This window comes from Ketobacter sp. MCCC 1A13808 (genome assembly GCF_009746715.1).
Lineage (GTDB): Bacteria > Pseudomonadota > Gammaproteobacteria > Pseudomonadales > Ketobacteraceae > Ketobacter.
Genome location: NZ_VRKW01000002.1, coordinates 577,362 through 597,404, shown reverse-complemented (window position 1 = coordinate 597,404; position 20,043 = coordinate 577,362). Strand labels below are relative to the sequence as shown.

Below are 20,043 nucleotides of genomic sequence, written 5' to 3'. Positions count from 1 at the left end.
TGTCTATAGTAGATGTTAATTGTAATTGCCGGGTCGGTGGCGCTTGCCGCTAAAACGCTGTTGTACGTTCGGGCAGACTAGGGTATTTATAATCCTAGTGATGATTTGGAAACCAAAACGTGATTGATGAGGACGGATTCAGGCCGAATGTCGGAATCATCCTGGCGAATGCGCAAGGTCAGGTATTGTGGGCCCGGCGCGTGGGCCAGGATGCCTGGCAGTTTCCTCAGGGCGGCATCGCTGAAAACGAAACGCCGGAAGAGGCGCTTTTTCGCGAGTTGCATGAGGAAATCGGGCTTAAACAGGAACACGTAAGGATAGTCAGTTGCACGCAGGGCTGGCTTCGTTACCGGTTACCCAAGCGCTTTCTGCGTTATCGCAGCAAGCCGTTGTGTATTGGGCAAAAGCAAAAGTGGTTTTTATTGATGCTTACCGGATGTGAGAGTCAGGTGAGCTTTGAGTTTGGTAATCCACCGGAATTCGATGGTTGGCAGTGGGTAAGTTACTGGTATCCGTTGAACCAGGTGGTGTCATTTAAGCGGGAAGTTTATCGTAAGGCACTAAAAGAACTGGCACCATCACTGCATGCAATTGCAAATGATTCGGTGGACATAAAAGCCGGAAAAAGCCTGTCTAAATAGTAATAAAAAATTGAATAGTACATTGCACTGTCAACTGATCGATTTGCGGGAATGCTAGAGCTCTGGTGCGGATACCGCGGAATGCCGTGAACCCAGAGCAAATAAAAAGGAAGGTGGCTGCGAGAGCTTTTCTATGCTGGAAATTTTAAGACGCATCGTGCAGGAAGTGAACGCTGCGCCGGATTTGTCTTCGGCGTTGAACGTGATGGTGACGCGCGTGCGGCTTTCCATGGGCACCGAAGTGTGTTCCATTTATCTGCTGGATCACACCGCGAATTGCTATTATCTGATGGCAACCGAAGGCCTCAACAAAAAAGCGGTCGGAACCGCCACCCTGCAATTCTCCGAAGGCTTGGTGGGGCAGGTAGGTATGCGCGAAGAACCCATCAATCTGGACGATGCACCCAGCCACCCCAAATTTCGTTTTCTGCAGGAAACCGGCGAAGAACCGTTTCATTCCTTTCTGGGCGTCCCCATTATCCACCACCGGAAGCTGTTGGGTGTGCTGGTGGTTCAGCAACGGGATAGCCGTCGATTTGATCAGGAAGAAGAAGCATTCCTGGTGACCATCTCAGCACAATTGGCAGCGGTGGTCGCCCACGCCGAGGCCACCGGGGCTATCGATGGCATTTTTGGTGGCACTGGTAGCCTGACTGCAAAATTCGACGGTGTAGTAGGCTGTATCGGGGTTGCTATTGGCAAGGCGTTCGTCGCCTATCCCCCCACTGATTTCAAGTCTGTACCGGATCGTGCAGTAAAGAATGTTAAGAAAGAGCTGCGCACTCTGAACGATGCAGTAAAGGCTGTGCGTAGTGATATTCGTGCGCTTAGCGAGAAAGCGTCGCTCACCCTGCCGCCGGAAGAGCATGCGCTGTTTCAGGTGTATGAGCGGATGCTGGATGACAACGCGCTGGCAGGCGAAATCCGCCGGCATGTGGAAGCCGGTAATTGGGTGCAGGGTGCGTTGCGTGAAGTAGTGCAGAAACACGTGGCGGCGTTTGAGGCGATGGAGGACGCCTATTTGAGGGCGCGGGCGTCCGATGTGCGGGATCTGGGCTTGCGTATATTGGCTTATCTGCAGCAGGCGAAAACCCTGACAGCACCGATTCCTGAGCAGGCCATTATCGTGGGCGAAGACATTACGCCTACTATTTTTGTCGATATCCCTCGTGAGCGGATCGCTGGCATTGTGTCATTACACGGCTCCAGTAACAGCCACATGTCCATCGTCGCCCGTTCTTTAGGCATTCCCACGGTAGTCGGCGTGGGTGAGTTTCCGTTATCGCGCCTGGAAGGCTTGCAGCTGATTGTCGACGGTCACCGGGGCGAGGTGATTATTGCTCCCAGTGTGGAAGTGGTGCGACAGTATCAGGCCATTATCGATGAGCAGGCGGTGCTGTCGAAAGAACTGGAAGTGGTTGCGGATCTGCCCTGTGAAACGACCGATGGCCACCGTATCAAATTATTTGTTAACACCGGTTTGATGGCCGATGTGAACATCTCCCTGCAGCGGGGTGCCGAGGGCGTCGGCCTGTATCGTACCGAAATACCTTTTATGGTGCGTGATCGATTTCCCAGTGAGCTGGAGCAGATGGAGATATACCGGCAGCAATTGGAGGCGTTCCATCCGGCACCCGTGACCATGCGCACATTGGATATTGGTGGCGACAAAGCGTTGCCTTATTTTCCGATTCAGGAAGCCAATCCTTTTTTGGGCTGGCGCGGTATCCGGGTAACCCTGGATCACCCGGAAATCTTTCTGGTGCAGATCCGGGCCATGCTTTGGGCCAGCGAAAGTTTAGATAACCTCCGCATTATGCTGCCCATGGTGAGTTCGATGATGGAGATCGATGAAGCCATGCATTTGATTCATCGGGCTTATCTGGAGGTGTTGGAAGAAGGCGCCCATGTGCAGATGCCGGAAGTGGGGCTGATGATCGAAGTACCAGCCGCGGTCTACCAAATTCGTGATTTTGCCCAGCAGTGCGACTTTGTTTCCGTGGGCAGCAATGATTTAACCCAGTATTTACTGGCCGTGGATCGCAATAACCGTCGCGTTGCCAGCCTGTATCAAGCCATGCACCCGGCGGTATTACGGGCGCTGAAGCAAATAGTGGACGTGGCGACAGAAGAGGGAACACCGGTATCCATTTGCGGAGAAATGGCAGGCGATCCCCGTTCCGCATTGCTGTTGATGGCGATGGGCTACGAAACTTTGAGCATGAGCGCATCCAGTTTGCTACGGGTGAAGTGGGTGCTCAGGAAAATCGGCATGGATGCGGCAAAGGAACTGCTGGAGCAGGTCTGGAAAATGGACAACGCCGCGGTCATTCGCAGCCATGTGGATTTGATGTTGGACCGAGCTGGCCTGGGCAGCTTTATTCGCCCGACCCTGTTCCAGGGTAGCAGCAGCTCCTGAGCGGATTTAGTGCTGCTGTGCCTGCGCATTGAACTGATATTCGACCTTGTCCTGCAATACGCCCTCCTGATCCCAGGTCCACTCGATAAACGCCACTTGCCCACTCCTGGATACTGTCAGGGCTGTACTGGTGCGGGTGCCATACCCCAATGTCTGCCCTTCAATAAAGCGCGACGACAACATACGCTCCATTTCCGTCCCGACCCCGGTATCGGGAAGCAGGTGATCCGGTGCCCGGTGGCGATCATTAAGGACATCGAGCAAGCGATCACTGCAGAAGTTTTCCTGCTCTATGCACTGCTCCAGTGCAAGCTTGCCCTGATCCACTTTCGGCCAGGGGCTGTTTAGACCGGCATTGCTAAGGCCGTGAATGCCGGGTTGCAGTCTCTGGGTGCCGGGATTACGGTTGGAATCGTAATACAGCCCATGTCGGTCGCCGCAGACCAGGTTGTAGCCGTCGAATTGTGCGGCACGGTGGGCCTGCAGCCGGAGGAAGTCCTGGGGTGTCAACTTTGATACCAGATAGGTACTGATCAGCTGGCCTCGGCTGAGCGCGTTGGCTGGTGGCAGTTTGTTTGGGTTGCGTACGTTGGTTACGGCAGCGAAACGACCTTCCAGCGTTATGCCCATCCAGGTGCCGCCGCCCACCAGATCCTGGCCTGCCAGTACGTCGCTTGCAGATGCCCAGAAACGCGCAGGCTGCGTCGGTCGGCTAAAATACTCATCCCGGTTAGCGGCGATGATGAGGGGGAAATCCGGATGAACCCGGTTGGCGATAAGGATCAGACACATGTTTAGAAAGCCGTTGAATGGTTGTACACTAGTGGCCCCCTGAAAGGCCGGAATGGGCAGGCCGGGGGTAAATAAGCGCCCATGGTAACGTATTTACTTCACCTTGGCAGTGATCGCTTGCAGCGTTTGATCCGTGAATTTGATCCGTGAAATAAGGAACCCCCAGATGTTGATGTTCCCGGAAATCGACCCCGTCGCCTTCCACCTTGGGCCGTTAAGTGTGCGTTGGTACGGGCTTATGTATTTGTTCGGCTTTGTGTCCGGATATTTATTATTGTCCTATCGGGCTAAAAAGCCGAACTCCGGTTGGACCACCGAGCAGGTCAGCGATCTGATTTTCTATGGTGCGCTGGGGGTGATTCTCGGCGCCCGAATTGGCTACGTTTTGTTTTATAACTTTGGTCCCTTTCTCGACAATCCCCTGTCTTTGTTTGAAGTCTGGAAAGGCGGTATGTCGTTCCATGGTGGATTTTTGGGTGTACTGCTGGCGATGTTTTTGTTTGCCCGTAAGACCAGCAAGAATATGTGGGATATTCTCGATTTTGCCGCCCCGATTGTACCCATCGGCCTGGGAGCGGGCCGTATCGGTAACTTTATCGGTGGAGAATTGGTGGGCCGTGCGACTGATGTGCCCTGGGGTATGGTATTTCCGCATATAGACAATTTGCCGCGCCACCCGTCTCAGCTATATCAGGCTACACTGGAAGGCCTGGTTTTATTTATAATCCTATGGACGTTTTCCATGAAACCGCGACCGCGCTTTGCCGTGTCGGGCATGTTCGGTATGTTCTATGGAATTTTCCGCTTTAGCGTTGAATTTGTCAGGCAGCCTGATGCGCAATTGGGCTTTGTGGCGATGGATTGGATGACAATGGGGCAGCTACTTTCGCTGCCGATGATCATTATTGGGGCGGGCATGATCGTCTACGCCTATCAGCGTAAACCCACACAATCAGACTGAGCTTATGAAACAATACCTGGATTTACTCCGTCACATTAAAGACAACGGTGTCACCAAAACGGATCGGACCGGCACCGGAACCCGCAGTATCTTTGGCCATCAGATGCGCTTTGATCTGAGTCAGGGATTTCCGCTGGTGACCACGAAAAAAACCCACCTCAGATCGATTCTGATTGAATTGCTGTGGTTTATCCGCGGTGACACCAATATCGCGTATCTGAAACAAAACGGTGTTTCGATCTGGGACGAATGGGCCGACGAAAATGGCGAGCTGGGGCCGGTGTACGGCAAACAGTGGCGAAGCTGGGACGGGCCGAAAGGCGAGGTGGTGGATCAACTCAGTTTGTTGTTGCAGGAAATCAAAGACAAGCCGGATTCCCGACGCTTGGTACTCAGTGCCTGGAATCCGGTGGTGATTCCCGATGTGTCGAAATCACCTAAGCAGAATGCCTCGGAAGGTAAGCAGGCATTGCCGCCCTGTCATTGCTTGTTCCAGTTTTATGTGGCAGACGGTAAGTTGTCTTGTCAGCTGTATCAGCGTAGCGGGGATGTATTTTTAGGGGTGCCGTTTAACATTGCCTCTTACTCTTTGCTAACGCTGATGGTAGCCCAGGTGAGCGGCTTGCAGCCCGGAGATTTTGTGCATACTTTCGGCGATGTGCATTTGTATTCCAATCACATCGAACAAGCGGAATTACAGTTAACCCGGGAACCACGCCCGTTACCTGTGATGACGCTGAACCCGGATGTGAAGTCGCTGTTTGATTTTACCATCGACGATTTTGAACTGACGGAATACGATCCCTATCCGCATATCAAGGCACCGGTTGCCATCTGATTGGTGCTGGCGGGTAGTGCGGGTAGTTGAGAAGAGGGGGGCTAATATGATTTCGCTTATAGTGGCTAAGGCGGATAATAACGTTATCGGGCTGGATAACAAAATGCCCTGGCATATTCCGGCCGAGCTGCAACACTTCAAAGCCCGTACCATGGGCAAACCGATTATTATGGGGCGCAAAACCTTTCAGTCCCTGGGTCGGGTATTGCCCGGTCGTCCCCATGTCGTAATCAGTCGTAGTGAGCAAAAACTCCCTGAGCGTTGCTATCCTTCCGCCTCGTTACCGCAAGCGATTGAGCTGGCCCAGTCGTTGACAGAGGGCGACGAAGTCGTGGTTATCGGCGGCGCAGAAATCTATCAACAAGCATTGGAACTAGTCGACCGGATGTATGTAACGGAAGTACATCTGGCCCCGCAGGGGGATACTTTTTTTCCGGAAATTGACCAAACCGTCTGGCAGGAAATTCAGCGCGAAGATTTTGCTGTTCATGACGATTCTGCAATTGCGTATAGCATTGTGACCTATCAACGTAACTAACGACGATACGATTATGTTCAAAAAACTGTTCAAACCAAAATGGCAAAGTGCGAAACCCCAGGTTCGTATCCAGGCCCTGCAAAATATGGATATCAGCGACTCCAATGATTTCCATGTCATCGAGTTGATGGCGAAAGGCGATTTGGAGAAAGATGTGCGGCTGGCGGCGATCAAGCGTATTCCCCAGAGCGAAAAGCTGATCAGCCTGATCGGTCTGGAGAAGGACAGCAGTGTGCGTTTTTCGGCGATCGAGCATCTGGTTGCGGTTTTACCTGACGGTAACAGCGGTATCGATCCCATGCTGCAGGAACTGGTGGGTGGGCTGGACGACAACTCACTGTCTGCCTTGATTGAGCATACAGATAATCTGCTATTGAGCAGTCTGGCGATCGATAATATTAAATCGGAATCGGTGCTGGAAAGCTTTGCGGTGAAATTGCCGGTCACCGTGTTGCGCCAGCGGGCGGCACAGCTTGTCGAGAGTGAAGACGGGCTGGAACGGGTTATAAAAGCGAGCAAAGGCAAGGATAAAAGTGTCTGGCGCATTTGCAAAGAAAAATTAAATGAGTTGCGTGCAGAGCAGCAACAGGAAGCGAGCCTGGAGCAACAGATTAGTGAACTTTGCCATAATCTGGAAACCTTGGCACGACTGCCCTACGATAACTTGTACGGCCCGAAATTGGAGCATTACCAGAAACTGTGGCGACGACTGCAGCACCATGCAGATAACGAAGCCACACAGCGTTTTAATCGCGCGTATACATTGTGCAAAATCACCTTAGACGACGTTCACAACGAACAGGATCGACTGGAAGAAGAAACCCGCCATCAGCGGGAAGCCTTGCAGGAACGAATGGCGGCCTGTGAACAGTTGGAAGAAGCGGTTAAACAATTGGGCTCGATCGCGGTGCTGGATCCTTCAGATATCCCGGCACTGCAGGCTTTGCTGAATACCCAGAAAACCCGGTGGGATGAAGCCGCGAACGTGATTGAACCGGCCGCCGATGAGCGTAACCGTTTTCTGCGTATTCACGGCCTGTTGCAGCGGGCGCTGGATGCCGTACGCAAGCTCAGCGAGCGTGAGGCTAAAATCCGCAGCACCGCTGAAAGCGTTTTGCAGCTCAAAGATGCAACCATGGCGGCCTTACAGAAAAAACAAAAAGCATTGCAGTCGTCATTGGGGGATCTGGTGTGGCCGGAGGAGTTGGCCTGGCCTGAATGCCTTAAACTTCACCAACAGGCACTGGACCATCATGAACGTCTGCATGGTAAAGCCAAGCAGCTTGAACAAGAAGCGATTGAAAATATTAAATCTCGCTTTGTGGAATTGAGCTCTGAAATAGAGCAGGGTCATTTGAAATCGGCCAACCGGCTGCTGAAAGAAGCCAATCAGCTAATAAAGCATTTGCCAATTAAAGTGGCGGCTGATCATCAGAAGCAATTGCGTGAACTGACGCTCAAAGTGAATGAGCTACGTGACTGGCAGGGCTTTGTAGCAACCCCGAAGAAAGAAGAGCTGATTCGCGATATGGAAGCATTGCCACGATCAGAATCAGATCCCCAGGCCCTGTCCACACGCATTCGCCGATTGCAGGATGAGTGGCGTGAATTGGGGGAGGCAGATAGAGGGCGAAGTAAGGAGTTATGGGAGCGGTTCAGTAAAGCCGCGGATGTCGCTTATGAACCCTGTAAGGCGTATTTCGAACAATTGTCGGAAACCCGTCAGGACAACCTCAATAAACGGGTGAATGTTTGTAATCAGTTGCAGGCCTATTTAGAACAGAACGATTGGGAGCATGCCGATTGGAAAGCGGTGAATGAATTGTATGAGACCGCGAAGAACGAATGGCGGCTTTATACGCCGGTGGAACGCAAAGAAGGTAAGAAAGTTCAGGATCGTTTTAACGCTTTGCTGGATCAATTGCGCAGTAAATTGCAGGGTGAGTTTGAGCGTAACAAGAAAAAGCGCGAAAGCCTGATTGAAGCGGTTGAAGCGTTGATTGAAATGGATAACCTGAATGATGCCATCGAACAGGCGAAGACGCTGCAAAAACAATGGAAAGACATTGGCATGGTGGCGCGGCGGGATGACGCCAGGCTTTGGAAACGTTTTCGTGCGGCCTGTGATCAGGTATTTGCACGGCGCGATCAGCAACGCCAGGTGGTTCAGCAGGAGCGCGAGCAAAATCAGGTTCACGCCGAGCATTTGTGTGAACAAATAGAGCAGTTGGCCGAGAGCCATTTTCGTGACATAGCCTCTGCTCAACAGGAATACAGGCAACTGCGGCAGCGCTTTGAAGGCTTGGGTCCGGTGCCCCGGGAACAGCAGGACGCGATAAAAAACCGGTTGAAAAGCGTAAGTGAGTTATTCCAGCGTGCCCTGGCAGAAGCAGAGAGTGCGCAGCGCGAGCAGGGGTTCAAAGAATTGTGGCGCAAAGCCGCAATCTGCGATGAGCTGGAAGAGGCGCTGTTATCTGCGGCGCAGGGCGACAGCCTTGGCGCTGCTCCGGAATCAGAATGGCAAAGCGAGTGGGCGGTTCCGGAAGAAGCCGGAGCCAATCTGCAGGCCCGCTATGACGCTGTGGTCGCAGCGTTGCAATCCCATAGTATTCCGGCTCCGGAGGTGGTGGAAGAAAACACCCAATTGCTAAGGGATTTATGCATCCGGCTGGAAATCGCTGCGGGTCTGGAATCGCCAGAGCCGGATCGGGCACGTCGAATGCAGTTGCAGGTGGATCGCTTATCCGACGGTCTGGTGCAACGTGGGGTAGCGGCCGGGGGTAGTGAGCTGATTGAGCGCTTGCAGGTGGAATGGTGTGCCGTGGGAGCAAGCCGCGAACGAACCGGTCTGAGTCAGCGTTTTGTTCGGGGCCTGTCGTCCCTGCAAAGCTGATAGACCTACGTGCTCACCACGGTTCAAGCGCACCAGAAGGTAGCCGCAACGTGCGCTGCCCACCGAGGAAAACACGGAAAAGCCGGTTAGACTGTTAGTGTAACCGGCTTTTACTTTTCAGTATTCGCTTGCCAGTGAGCTGCGGATGCGTTTGCATGACGACGATGCGAGTGAAAGCAGGGATTGTCCATTGCTGTTGACGATGACATTTTCAATGACGTCGTTGCGTATGGAGAGTGTGACACTGCAGTCTTTGGCTGCCATGCCCTTTTGTTTATCCAGGTATTCCCAGATCTCGGCCCCGGACTTGGTTTCGTTGCGTCGGTTGGGTAAACCCAGCTTTTGTTCGGCGAAGCTGGAAGGTTGTCCCATCAGTGTGGTGACTATGGGGTCGTCCTGCTGTTTGGTTACAGGGTTACTGCACCCGGTTAGCATGCCGATGCCGGCAATCGCAATCCAGGCAAGTGCAATCGGAGTCTTCATGGGGTTCTCTCTTAGTCTCAAAAGCGTATAACGGATATTGTTTTTATAAGCGCCTGTAAGGCAGTCGTTATTGTGACTAGATCATGAGGACCGATGCAAGTATTGCTTGGTCAAAGTTGGTAACAGACCGTCCGGCTCCGATTTATCGCCCTGTGTCCGGGTCAGTAAATGTTGTCGAGCCACTGCTTGATAGCCGGTGCAGATTCCTGGTCCAGCTCGATTCCCACCAGATATGTGTCCCGCTCTGTGGGTCTGACCCAGCGCACTAAGCCGCTGATTAATGTACGGTTCTGATTGTCCGAGCCGTTAATCCAAAGGGCGATTTCGGCGCGCTCAAGGACCGCAAAATCGAGCTCGACCTGCAGTCCGCTGTAAGAGGCGTTGACGGTACTGGCGGTAACAGGCTCAATAATACTAATCTGGCTCGATGAGACGGATTCGATGAACAAGGTATCTTCGATGGGGGCGCGGGGGGTACTGCGGCGGTCGTCGTCTTCTTCTTTTGTCATCGGTTCGGGCTCTTATTACCAGGGGGCCATAGGTTTGGAAGTATTTCCTAAGCCTAGACCGGACCCGTCATTCGAGCCAGCTCTCAGCTGGAATGGGGCAGTGTGATGGAAAACACCACCCCGTCGCCCGCGGGCAAATTATCGGCCTGTACAAAGCCCTGGTGCGCTTGCGCGATCAAGCGCACGATGTAGAGGCCCAGGCCCAGGTGTGGAGCCCCGCCTGTGGGTTTTACCGACCGCTCCGAAACCAGCGAATCGAACAGTTGCCCCTGCAGCTTGGCGGGCAGTAGCGGCCCGCGGTTAATGATTCTGATCTGATGTTGCAACGGCTCCGTTAACAGTTGAATTTCGATATCACTGCCGGGATCAGCAAAGCTGCGGGCGTTCTCTATTAGTTTATCCACCATTTGAGCAATCAGCTCAGGACGGCCACTGGCAGGCGTGGTACCGGCCGCTGCCAGGTAACGATATTGATGCCCGGGAAAGGTGTGCCGGTAGGCTTCCGTCAGCTCACTGAGCAGTGCGGAAAGGTCGAACTGCTGTTGCTCGCTTTGCTGAATGGTTTGTTCCACCCGGCTGGCTTCGCTCATTGCCGAAAGAATAAGTCGCAGGCGTTCTGCCCCTTCCTCAGCCCGCTTCAGATATTGTTCATCGCCGTTGTTGTGATGCAGCATTTCCAGCGAAGATTTGACGATGGCCAAAGGAGTGCGCAGCTCGTGGGCCAGCTTACCGTTCAGCGTTTCCAGATATTCCGTATAGCCGTGTACCCGGTGTAGTAATGCCTGGTAGCTGCGTGATAGATCCCCTATTTCATCCCGCCTGGAAGAGGCGCGGAAGGTATGAATTTTGCCTTCCTGGCTGATGGCGCTTTCTGCATTTCGCTTCAGGCGGCGGATTCGCCAGGACAATGAGCTGGCAAACAACACCAGTATGCCGATTACGAGTACGAGCACAGCGAGTGTCAGATGGGTCACCTTGCGCAGGGCGTGATTGGTCAGGCTGATGAGCGCGTCACTGGTCTGTGACAGTAATAGATACCCCTGCAACTTTCCGTTCTGCCATACCGGCTGACTGGTCAGCAAGGCGGACTGCCGGTTACTCTGCAATTGATACCAGCCGGCATTGGCGCGATCAATGGATTGCGCGGAAGCGAATAGGGTATTCGGATCAATGCGAGACTGTGCGCTGCTCAGCTGAGTGGTGCTCAGGGGCCAGGGGTTTTGGCTACCTTGGGGGGTGAGTACATCAATCAGCATACGATAGAAGCGCGCGATGGCGGCTTGCAGCAGGCTGTTGGTATCGCTCGGTTCGCTGACTTCCAGTGTTTCATCCAGCAAATCCCGCTGTTCCGATAGCGGCCAACCACGGGGGCTGATAAAAACGGCGTCCCGCTGATCGGTGCGCAGCTCAGAAAGATCGGAGGTCAACATGGGCAAGGGTTGCAGCCAGCGTGATGGCGGCTGGCCCGGTTGTCGGGTGCCTGCTACCGGTCGCGCTCGCTGCGGGCGGGGTTCCCCATAAAACTCGTCCTCCATCGGATCGTAAAGAGTGCTAGAGGAAGCGGGCGTTGGTGATGGGGCATCGGGCACCTGATACAGGGAGATGTCGACACTGTCGAGCAAACTGTTCTGGGGTGCTACCAGCTCCAGTGTAAAACCATCCCCGGTTTCCTGCCACCAGGCGTTGAATCCGGGTGCAGGGCGCAGCTGTTTGCTTTCCTCTAGCCATTGATAACCCTGTAACTGGCCGGGGCCGCTGGTAAAAAACACCCATTCCAGGCGGTCGCCGCCGCCTTGGCTCCGAAGTCGCACATGATCGCTGTAAGTGAAGGCGAACCCCGGATTGTGATAATGGATGGGGCTGTGTTTTACCTGCAACAACACATACAAAGCGTTTTGATGCAACGCCTTGTGCAACAGGACTGAAGCCGCCGACCCGGCTGCTACGAACGGAAGACGTTCTTTGGCATGACCTCGCCAATCGTCGTCGTAGCCGTCCAGTTGTACCGGCTGATATCGGCGGGGTGTATAAAATACCGGTTGTTGTGCATCACTCGACGCGAGCTGCGGCGGAAATTCATGTTGCGCCACAATCCGGGATAACAATCGCGACTCTGCCAGTAACGCTGCGGCCTGATTCTGGCGCAAGGCGTCTTCCATTTCCCGCACATAGTGGCAGCCCGCCCAGGGTAATAGTGCGGTGGAAAGGGCAACCAGCAATAACTGTGTCCGGAGTCCCACCGATCAATTGCCGTTCGGGGTGTGCCAGCGATAACCTGCGCCGTACATGGTTTGAATGGCGTCGAATGTCGGGTCCAATTTGGTGAATTTCTTGCGTATGCGTTTGATGTGGGAGGTGACGGTATTCTGGTCCAGATAGACTTTGGCTGCATCCATTAATTGATCGCGGGATTTAACGTGGCCGGGGCGTTGTGCAAGAGCGTGTACGATCCAGAATTCGGTCAGGGTGAGATCCAGCGGTTGTCGTTGCCAGCTGGCATGAAAGCGGTCCATGTCCAGCTCCAGTTCATTGCGTCGCAGGCAGTCCGGAGCCTGGCCGGGATTGCGCATGGCATCCAGCCGGCGGAACAAAGCGGTAATTCGGGCAGAAAGATGGGGCAAGCCGATGTCCTTGGTAATATAGTCGTCGGCACCCAGTCGCAAGCCGGAAACGGCATCGGTTTCACTGTCCCGCGCGGTCAAGAACAGGATAGGCAATTGCGGAGACTTCTGGCGTAATTCGCGACACAGATCGAAGCCGCCTTCGATTTCATCCTGTAACCCAATATCAATCACCGCCATATCCGGCATCTGCTGTTCCAGGCCGGCGAGCGCTTCCGGTCGCGAGGCATAGCAACTGATTAGATAGCCCTGGCTTTCCAGAAAAGCTTTGTAGTTTTCGCGGATGGCGGCTTCATCTTCGATCAGCGCGATGTGCTTAGGCATGCAAATATCCTTTAACTTAACTACCTGAAGTGTACAACAGTCCGCGGGATCGGAAAGCCATCGCCACAATTCATCACAATTGGCCTCTCTGCGGACAGAGGGTATCGGCAATTTGCACAGGTTGTTGACGTTTAATTCCCTATAGAAACCCGTCAACCGGAGAGAAAAAGATGCGTCCTGTTAACTGGAATAACCGCCTATATACCACTGTGTTATTACTGTCGATGCTGGTATTCGTATTTCGTGCGATGCAAGCGCCGGGTCAGAACTATTCTGAGAGCTATGTCACGGTAGCGCGTGCTCAATCCTCTACAATCGCGTTTTAGATTTGAGGTCGACAGTATGGACACAGCTTGCCTTAATCAGACTATTTCGCTTTATAGACCTATTGGGCCGGGGCAATTACAGGCTATTCTGGATTCCGGAAGTCGTCGGTTCCCAGATAGAAAAACGAACCAAAAGTTTTTTTATCCGTTATTACACGAAGCCTTCGCTCACTTTATCGCGCGGCATTGGCAGCTGCGCAATTCCGGAGTGGGGTACGTTACAATGTTTGAGGTGCGGCAATCGTTTGTGCAGGATTTACCGATCTTCCGCATGGGAGGCCCTGAGCATCAGGAATACCGTATTGAGGCTCAGAGCTTGCCTTGTTTGAACGACAATATCGTGGGTAAAATCAGTGTAATCGCGGTGTATAAGCAGGACAAAGCCGCAGTAAATCGCGAACAATTTGGCGCCTTGGTCGCGAATTAAACACCATATACGACGTCTTTTTCACTTTTCAACAATTCGCGCTGGTCCTGCCAGATGAAGGCGCCTTTCTCTTTGTCCAGCAGTTTTAGTGTCAGCCGATATAGCACCCTCTTATTATTGGGGCCGGTACGGATGACATTGCTTATCTCGCCAATCAATAAATAATCGGCATTGACTGCATCGGCTAATTGCTTCGCTGATGCCGGTTCCTCAAAGAGAGTGTATAGCCGGTTTTGCCAAGCCATACCAGCTTCCGCCATGGTGTCGATATCGGTATAGCGGAAACGATTTGATTTGTTCAGCTCACTCATCAGCTGGCCGTTAATGGTTGCCAGGTCGATCTTGTCGTTGGTGAAATTGATCATGCCGAATACGGCCAATTGCGGGCGCCCGCTCTGGGTGATTTTCTTCACCTTGCTGTCGTCCAGCAGGGTTTCCATCATCGATAACGAGCTGGATTGAAGGGTGTCTGTGCCCAAATCCTGATGCACGGTTTTTGCTGCGGGCTTGTCGTCGTATTTTACGGTGTTGGTGCAGCCTTGCAAAACTAGGATAGGGATTATTGCGCAACAGGTTAAAAACGTTTTATTCATTCATTCCCTCTACTTATTCTTTTCGGGATTGGAAAGGCCAAGTTTCTCCTGATTGATCGCCTCAATCAAGAGCAGTGAGAAAGAAAACATGAGTTCCGCGGTGCTCACGAATTTCCGCAGGTGGCAGTTGCAATTCGATTGAGGGTATTCGGGCGTATGTCCAGCTTGGTTAAACCGGTTGCCGTGCAGGATTGCGCGTGAGCGTCCCCCGCACATTAGAAAATCCTACAAGCTTTAGCTAAATCAGTATAATGGGCACAGTTTGTAATTCGATGCTGCATAATCTATCTAGCAAAGGATGCTGTGCCTGTGAACACTTTTCAAAGCAAGCTCAAACAATTGCGTTGGTACCAATGGCTATCAATTGCCATACTCCTGGTTTATCTCATCTATATCGCTTTATCGTATCTGTACCTGCCTGATAAATTAAAACAGGTTGTTGAGACGGACGTGGCGGACATGATCGGCCGCGATATCCGTGTGGAAAACATTGAGTTCAATCCCTTCTTGCTATCCTTGCGGGTTACCGATTTTGCGATAGCCGACCAGCCTGAACGTCCACTGGTAGGCTGGAAACAATTGGTTGTGGATTTTGGCTTCTGGAAATCCTTGCTCTCGTTCGAAGTCGGATTTCAGGATATTGAACTGAACCAACCCCAGATCAACATCGTCAAGCAGGGTGAACGACTCAATTTCACCGATATTCTGGAAAAACTCGAGGCGCAGGCAGCGGCAGAACCGGAGACGGAACAAGTCGAGGAGGACGGTGCCGGGTTGGCACTGGAAGTGGTTCGTACCGCCATTAACCAGGGGGTATTCCGGTTTTCTGACTTAAGCGGAGCAACACCGGCGCATTCCACGCTGGACGACATCACCATCGAGGTACAGAATTTATATCTCGCAACCGGGGATGAACACTTAAACCCATACAATATAAAAGCCGTATTTCCCGGTGGTGGCGATATTCAGCTGAGTGGTCAATACCGGTTGGATCCATTGCATGTAGAGAGCAAGGTCGCTGCAAAGCAGATCCAGTTGGCTACCTTCAGTGATTTTCTTTATAACATCATTCCATTGAGGCTCAGCAATGGATTGCTAAGCCTTGATTCTGAAATACTGATTGAGCAAAAGCAGGAATTGGAAATATCAGTAAACCAGGGGCATATTGGATTGACAGCGCTGGCACTGGACGATCAGGTAGTTGATCCCCCTTTATTTCGTGTGTCGTCGCTGGATGTGAATGGCATCAGTCTGGATCTGTTAAAGCAATCCTTTACTGTTAACGATCTGAAAATAGAAGGCGTTAGCAGCAACTTGTGGCTGGATAAAGACGGTAAGCCCCGTTATGAACCGATACTCGCTAAAAAAATCGCAGACGAAAATGTGGAGTATCACGACAAAGATAAAAAAGGCGAAAATCACGACAACAAGGAAGAGATTCCCTGGGACATCCTGATTCAAAACGCCTCCTTGCAGAAAAGCGTCATTCACTTTTCGGATCAGAACGAAAAAATTACCCAGTCGCACACGTTGAGCGATATTACCCTGAATATGGAGAACTTCACCTTCGATCCGGATCAGAAGGTGAAGTCCAGCCTGTCTGCGGTACTGGATGATAGCGGCAAGATAGGTTCCGATGTTGTTATGACGTTATTACCTTTCGACATGGATCTGAATTATCAGTTGGACAAGCTGGATCTACCCTCTTTTTCTGAATACGTTGAAACAGCCACTTACCTGCGGATTGAAAAGGGCGCGCTATCAGTCAAGGGCAATGCACAGTTTAGCAATAAGGACGATTTACCTTTTTCTGTTAATGCGGATGCCGGGATCGAAGGGTTTCAGGCGGAAGACGTTCGCACCGGAAAACCGGTGGTGTCATTCCAGAATTTCGGCATTCAGAAAGCGATTGTTAACAGCTCGGATCAATCGATTAAAATAGCAAAGGTTGAACTGGATAAGCCGGATATACGGGTTGAGTTGTCCGATAAATCAGAACTCAATCTTGCCGGCTTGACGAAACCATCCACTGACACGCCGCAGAAAGCAGACTCGGATAGTCAAACAGTAACAACCAGCGAAGAAGATAAGGGCAGCGCGGAAGCCACCTGGAATTACTCGGTCGAAGCGGTGGCTATCAAGTCAGGTATTACGCATTTTACGGATCATAGCCAGAAACCGGCTTTTAAAATTGGCCTTTATGATATGGACCTGAATGTTGATAGCATTGGTAGTCAGCAGACCACGCCTACACCCTTTACTTTCACAAGCAAAATAGATAAATACGCACCATTCTCGGTAAAAGGGGATCTTGCCCCGCTTGATAAGCAGCCGGGGTTTAGTTTTAGCAGTGAGTTACGGGGTTTGGAAATGACCGGACTATCGCCCTATAGCGGAAAGTATATAGGGAGCAATCTACGCAGCGGGAATTTATCTCTGGATTTGGATTACAGTCTGCAGGACCGGAAATTGAAAGGCAAAAACAATGTGGTTGCTAAAGATCTTTATCTGGGGGACAAGGTGAAGAGCGAGCAGGCGATCAAAGCGCCGGTCGCATTGGGGCTGGCTTTGTTACGGGATTTGGATGGCGTCATCGATCTGGACGTGGGTGTCGCAGGGGACCTTGATGATCCGGGCTTTAGTGCTGCGGGTGTCGTGTTAAAAGCCTTTGTGAATATCATTGTAAAAGCGGCAGCATCCCCTTTTAGCTTGTTGGGCTCCATTGCGGGTGGCAGTGAAGATATGGGGCAAATAGAATTCGAACCCGGCCTGGACACGCTGGATGCAACCAGCCAGGAGCGATTGCGTCAGTTAACCGAAGCGTTAACAAAGAAACCTTCGCTGACGCTGACTATTGTAGGGAATGCATCAGCGGCTCAGGATAAAGAACCCCTGCAAAAAATCATGGTGCAGAACCGGGTGGCCGATCAACGCAAAATATCACTGGAGGAATTGCAGGAAGACGCGGGCGATGAGGATTGGTGGAAGGTGAAAAGCAATCGTAAAATTTTGAATCGGATCGCGGAAGAACTGAACCTGCCGTCTGAGTCTGAGCGGGAGAAACAAATTAAAGCTCAGCAGCCGGAGCTGAGTGGCGACGAATTGGAAGCGCTCTTGTATCAGCAGATTTACTCCGAGGTCGCGGCTAATCAGCCGGTGGATACCAGCGACCTGTTGAGTCTGGCGGATCGGCGCGCTATCGCCATCAAACAGTATCTGGTGGATGATTTGAAATTTGATCATACGCGCTTATCTGTGGATAAGACCAGTGTCAAGCAGCTCACCGGCAATGTAGTCAATTTGCAGTTGGGGGCGAAGTGAAGGCCCGTCACTGGGTGTTATTACGTGGACTGGTGCGTCAGCACCGTCATTGGGAACAGTTTCCGCAGTTATTTCAACAGGCTTTTCCTGAGGCCGAATTACATCTTTTGGATCTGCCGGGTAACGGCGATCTTTGTCATTGCGCGAGTCCGGTGCATATCCGGGGTATGGTTGACGTCACTCGGACCCGGTTGCAGGCGGACGGCGTGCGGGAGCCGGTTAATCTGCTGGCTATTTCATTGGGTGGGATGGTGAGTATAGAGTGGATGAAACGCTATCCCGATGAAATTAATGCTGCCGTCATAATAAATTCATCTTTGCGCGGGATGGGCACCCTGTTCGATCGTCTGCGTCCGGAAAACTACCCCGCTATACTAAAGACCTTTTTTCTTCAGCGTAGTATTGAGGCCAAAGAGCGATTGATTTTAGGGATTTCCAGTAACCTGTACCCTGATAAAGCACAGCTTGCCCAAACCTGGGCGCAATACGCAAGCGAGCAACCGACGTCAACGAAAAATGCGGTGCGACAATTGTTGGCTGCGACCCGATACCGTGCACCGGAGCAGATACCTCATAACAGGGTGTTGCTATTAAAGAGCATTCAAGATCGTTTGGTGAATCCGGTGTGCACAGAGCGAATGGCAGAACAATGGGGCTGGCCTGTGCGGGTTCATCCCCAAGCAGGGCATGACCTGCCATTAGATGATGCCGAATGGGTAATCAAGCAGATACAGAATTGGATATTACAACCCGGGAAAAACGTAACCTGATTGCGTATTCGGCTGAACCAACGACCTGACAGCGGTCTTACATGAGAGGCGCGAATTTGCAGCCTTTGTTGAATGTCTATAAGGTAATAGGCATGTCTGTTTTAGGAGTTTTACGATGATTCTGCGCAACGCTGTCCAACTGATTTGCTACCCCAATCGTATTGGTAACAACCTGAAAGACCTACATACCATGATCGAGCGTCATCTATCAGATGCCATTGGCGGTGTGCACATTCTTCCGTTTTTTCCGTCCAATGCAGACGGTGGTTTTTCACCGCTGACTCATAAAGAAGTGGATCCCGCTTACGGCGATTGGGACGACGTGCAACTGATCGCAGAAAAATACGATTTGTGTGTGGACCTAACGGTCAATCATATTTCAGATGAATCTGAAGAATTCAAAGATTTTATGGCGAAAGGATTTAAATCTGAATTTGCTGAGTTGTTTGTGCACGTGAATCGTTTCGGTGAGATCACACCGGATGATCTTGCCAAAATTCACATCCGAAAAGAGAAAGAACCGTTTCGTGATGTCACCTTTGGTGACGGTACCAAGGACAGGGTATGGTGCACGTTTACCGAGAACCAGATTGACCTTAATTACGAATCTGAACTGACCTATCAATTGATGGAAGACTATATTCGTTTTCTAACTTCAAAAGGAGTCAAACTTTTGCGGTTGGATGCATTTGGCTATACCACAAAGCGTATTGGTACCAGTTGCTTTTTGGTGGAACCGGATGTGTACCGGATTCTGGACTGGATTAACGAAGTAGCGCAGATGTACGGAGCGGAATGTTTACCGGAAGTTCATGACCATACCAGCTATCAATACGCCATCAGCCGTCGCAATATGCATCCCTATGGTTTTGCGTTGCCGCCGTTACTCTTGTATTCGTTGCTGGATGCCAATAGCACCTATCTGAAACAATGGTTGCGGATGTGTCCACGCAATATGGTGACGGTTCTGGATACCCATGACGGCATCTGTATTCCGGATGTGGAAGGGGTGTTGCCCGATGAGAAGATCCGTATCCTGATTGATAATATAGACGCGCGTAGTGCCGATCCTATTTTGCGGCGGTCGGCGGCGAACATACACAGTGTGGGAGCAATTTATCAATTAACCTGTACGTTTTATGATGCGTTGATGCAAAACGACGACGCTTATATTGCTGCCAGAGCCATTCAGTTTTTTGCACCCGGTATTCCGCAGGTGTATTACGTTGGCTTGTTAGCAGGCTGTAACGATGAGGATCTGATGAATGCCACGGGAGAGCTGCGTGACATTAACCGCCACTATTATTCCATGGACGAGGTGGACGAGGCGATAGAGCAACCGGTGGTGCAGCGCCTGTTAAAATTGATGAAATTCCGTAGCAACTACCCGGCATTCCAGGGGCGTTTTGAATTGAATTATTCCAACGATTCCAGTGTTGCTATGGCGTGGCGACACGGTGATTATTATTGTCACGTGTTCGTGGATTTAAATTACAACACCGCCAAAATTCAATACCTGGACGAAAAGGATTTAACGGAGCGGTTCTATCAGTGTTAAGTGAAACGGCTGGCTGAGTGTTCAGCAAT

At 51.6% G+C, this 20,043-nt stretch carries 16 protein-coding genes; 10 read left to right on the top strand and 6 right to left on the bottom strand.

Going from position 1 to position 20,043, the window contains the following annotated elements; all coding sequences use genetic code 11:
* Window positions 1–119 precede the first annotated feature (119 nt).
* Entirely contained in the window at window positions 120–641 is a 522-nt protein-coding gene (locus tag FT643_RS06520) for an RNA pyrophosphohydrolase (RefSeq protein ID WP_317621955.1), read from the top strand.
* A gap of 133 nt (window positions 642–774) precedes the next feature.
* A complete protein-coding gene (gene ptsP / locus FT643_RS06515) occupies window positions 775–3,060 on the top strand; it encodes a phosphoenolpyruvate--protein phosphotransferase (protein ID WP_156870375.1) in 2,286 nt (761 codons plus the stop codon).
* 6 nt (window positions 3,061–3,066) lie between these two features.
* Here ptsP and FT643_RS06510 read toward each other — a convergent pair whose 3' ends face one another.
* Window positions 3,067–3,852, bottom strand: a complete 786-nt coding sequence (locus FT643_RS06510) for an NRDE family protein (RefSeq protein ID WP_156870373.1) — start codon at window positions 3,850–3,852, stop codon at window positions 3,067–3,069.
* A gap of 166 nt (window positions 3,853–4,018) precedes the next feature.
* Here FT643_RS06510 and lgt point away from each other — a divergent pair, with 166 nt between their 5' ends.
* Genes lgt through FT643_RS06490 form a run of 4 tightly spaced genes read left to right on the top strand, consistent with a single transcriptional unit; the run spans window position 4,019 to window position 9,082 of the window.
* Window positions 4,019–4,813, top strand: coding sequence for a prolipoprotein diacylglyceryl transferase (gene lgt, locus FT643_RS06505; protein ID WP_156870371.1), 795 nt, complete (start codon window positions 4,019–4,021; stop codon window positions 4,811–4,813).
* A gap of 4 nt (window positions 4,814–4,817) precedes the next feature.
* Window positions 4,818–5,651: a thymidylate synthase gene (locus FT643_RS06500; protein ID WP_156870369.1), complete on the top strand. Its 834-nt coding sequence runs from the start codon at window positions 4,818–4,820 to the stop codon at window positions 5,649–5,651.
* A 46-nt stretch (window positions 5,652–5,697) separates the two neighbouring features.
* The gene (locus FT643_RS06495; RefSeq protein WP_156870367.1) at window positions 5,698–6,189 is read left to right on the top strand and encodes a dihydrofolate reductase; all 492 of its coding nucleotides are present in this window, start codon (window positions 5,698–5,700) and stop codon (window positions 6,187–6,189) included.
* 13 nt (window positions 6,190–6,202) lie between these two features.
* Window positions 6,203–9,082 (top strand): DUF349 domain-containing protein, encoded by a 2,880-nt coding sequence (locus tag FT643_RS06490; RefSeq protein ID WP_156870365.1) that lies wholly within the window; start codon window positions 6,203–6,205, stop codon window positions 9,080–9,082.
* Window positions 9,083–9,199: 117 nt separating this feature from the next.
* Here the strand turns inward: FT643_RS06490 and FT643_RS06485 are convergent, their stop codons facing one another.
* The 4 genes from FT643_RS06485 to pdsR all read right to left on the bottom strand — a co-directional run bounded on the left by FT643_RS06485 (window position 9,200) and on the right by pdsR (window position 13,019).
* Window positions 9,200–9,565 carry a hypothetical protein gene (locus FT643_RS06485; RefSeq protein ID WP_156870363.1) on the bottom strand — a complete coding sequence of 122 codons (366 nt, stop codon included), beginning with the start codon at window positions 9,563–9,565 and terminating at the stop codon, window positions 9,200–9,202.
* Between the two features lie 161 nt (window positions 9,566–9,726).
* Window positions 9,727–10,074 (bottom strand): PilZ domain-containing protein, encoded by a 348-nt coding sequence (locus FT643_RS06480; RefSeq protein WP_156870361.1) that lies wholly within the window; start codon window positions 10,072–10,074, stop codon window positions 9,727–9,729.
* Between the two features lie 83 nt (window positions 10,075–10,157).
* Window positions 10,158–12,314, bottom strand: a complete 2,157-nt coding sequence (locus FT643_RS23865) for an ATP-binding protein (protein WP_156870359.1) — start codon at window positions 12,312–12,314, stop codon at window positions 10,158–10,160.
* A gap of 3 nt (window positions 12,315–12,317) precedes the next feature.
* Complete coding sequence (gene pdsR, locus FT643_RS06470) at window positions 12,318–13,019, bottom strand: proteobacterial dedicated sortase system response regulator (protein ID WP_156870357.1); 702 nt, start codon at window positions 13,017–13,019, stop codon at window positions 12,318–12,320.
* 342 nt (window positions 13,020–13,361) lie between these two features.
* On the opposite strand from pdsR, the gene FT643_RS06460 reads away from it, so the two are divergent.
* Window positions 13,362–13,772, top strand: coding sequence for an ADP-ribosylation/crystallin J1 (locus FT643_RS06460; protein ID WP_156870353.1), 411 nt, complete (start codon window positions 13,362–13,364; stop codon window positions 13,770–13,772).
* Here the strand turns inward: FT643_RS06460 and FT643_RS06455 are convergent.
* Entirely contained in the window at window positions 13,769–14,365 is a 597-nt protein-coding gene (locus FT643_RS06455; RefSeq protein WP_156870351.1) for a penicillin-binding protein activator LpoB, read from the bottom strand. The two genes, FT643_RS06460 and FT643_RS06455, sit on opposite strands and share 4 nt — an antisense overlap.
* A 309-nt stretch (window positions 14,366–14,674) precedes the next feature.
* On the opposite strand from FT643_RS06455, the gene FT643_RS06450 reads away from it, so the two are divergent.
* From FT643_RS06450 to gtfA, 3 genes are all read left to right on the top strand, one after another.
* Window positions 14,675–17,686: a DUF748 domain-containing protein gene (locus tag FT643_RS06450; RefSeq protein ID WP_156870349.1), complete on the top strand. Its 3,012-nt coding sequence runs from the start codon at window positions 14,675–14,677 to the stop codon at window positions 17,684–17,686.
* A complete protein-coding gene (locus FT643_RS06445) occupies window positions 17,683–18,456 on the top strand; it encodes an alpha/beta fold hydrolase (protein WP_156870347.1) in 774 nt (257 codons plus the stop codon). The genes FT643_RS06450 and FT643_RS06445 overlap by 4 nt, the downstream gene beginning before the upstream one ends.
* 115 nt (window positions 18,457–18,571) lie before the next feature.
* Window positions 18,572–20,014: a sucrose phosphorylase gene (gene gtfA / locus FT643_RS06440; RefSeq protein WP_156870345.1), complete on the top strand. Its 1,443-nt coding sequence runs from the start codon at window positions 18,572–18,574 to the stop codon at window positions 20,012–20,014.
* Window positions 20,015–20,043 lie beyond the last annotated feature (29 nt).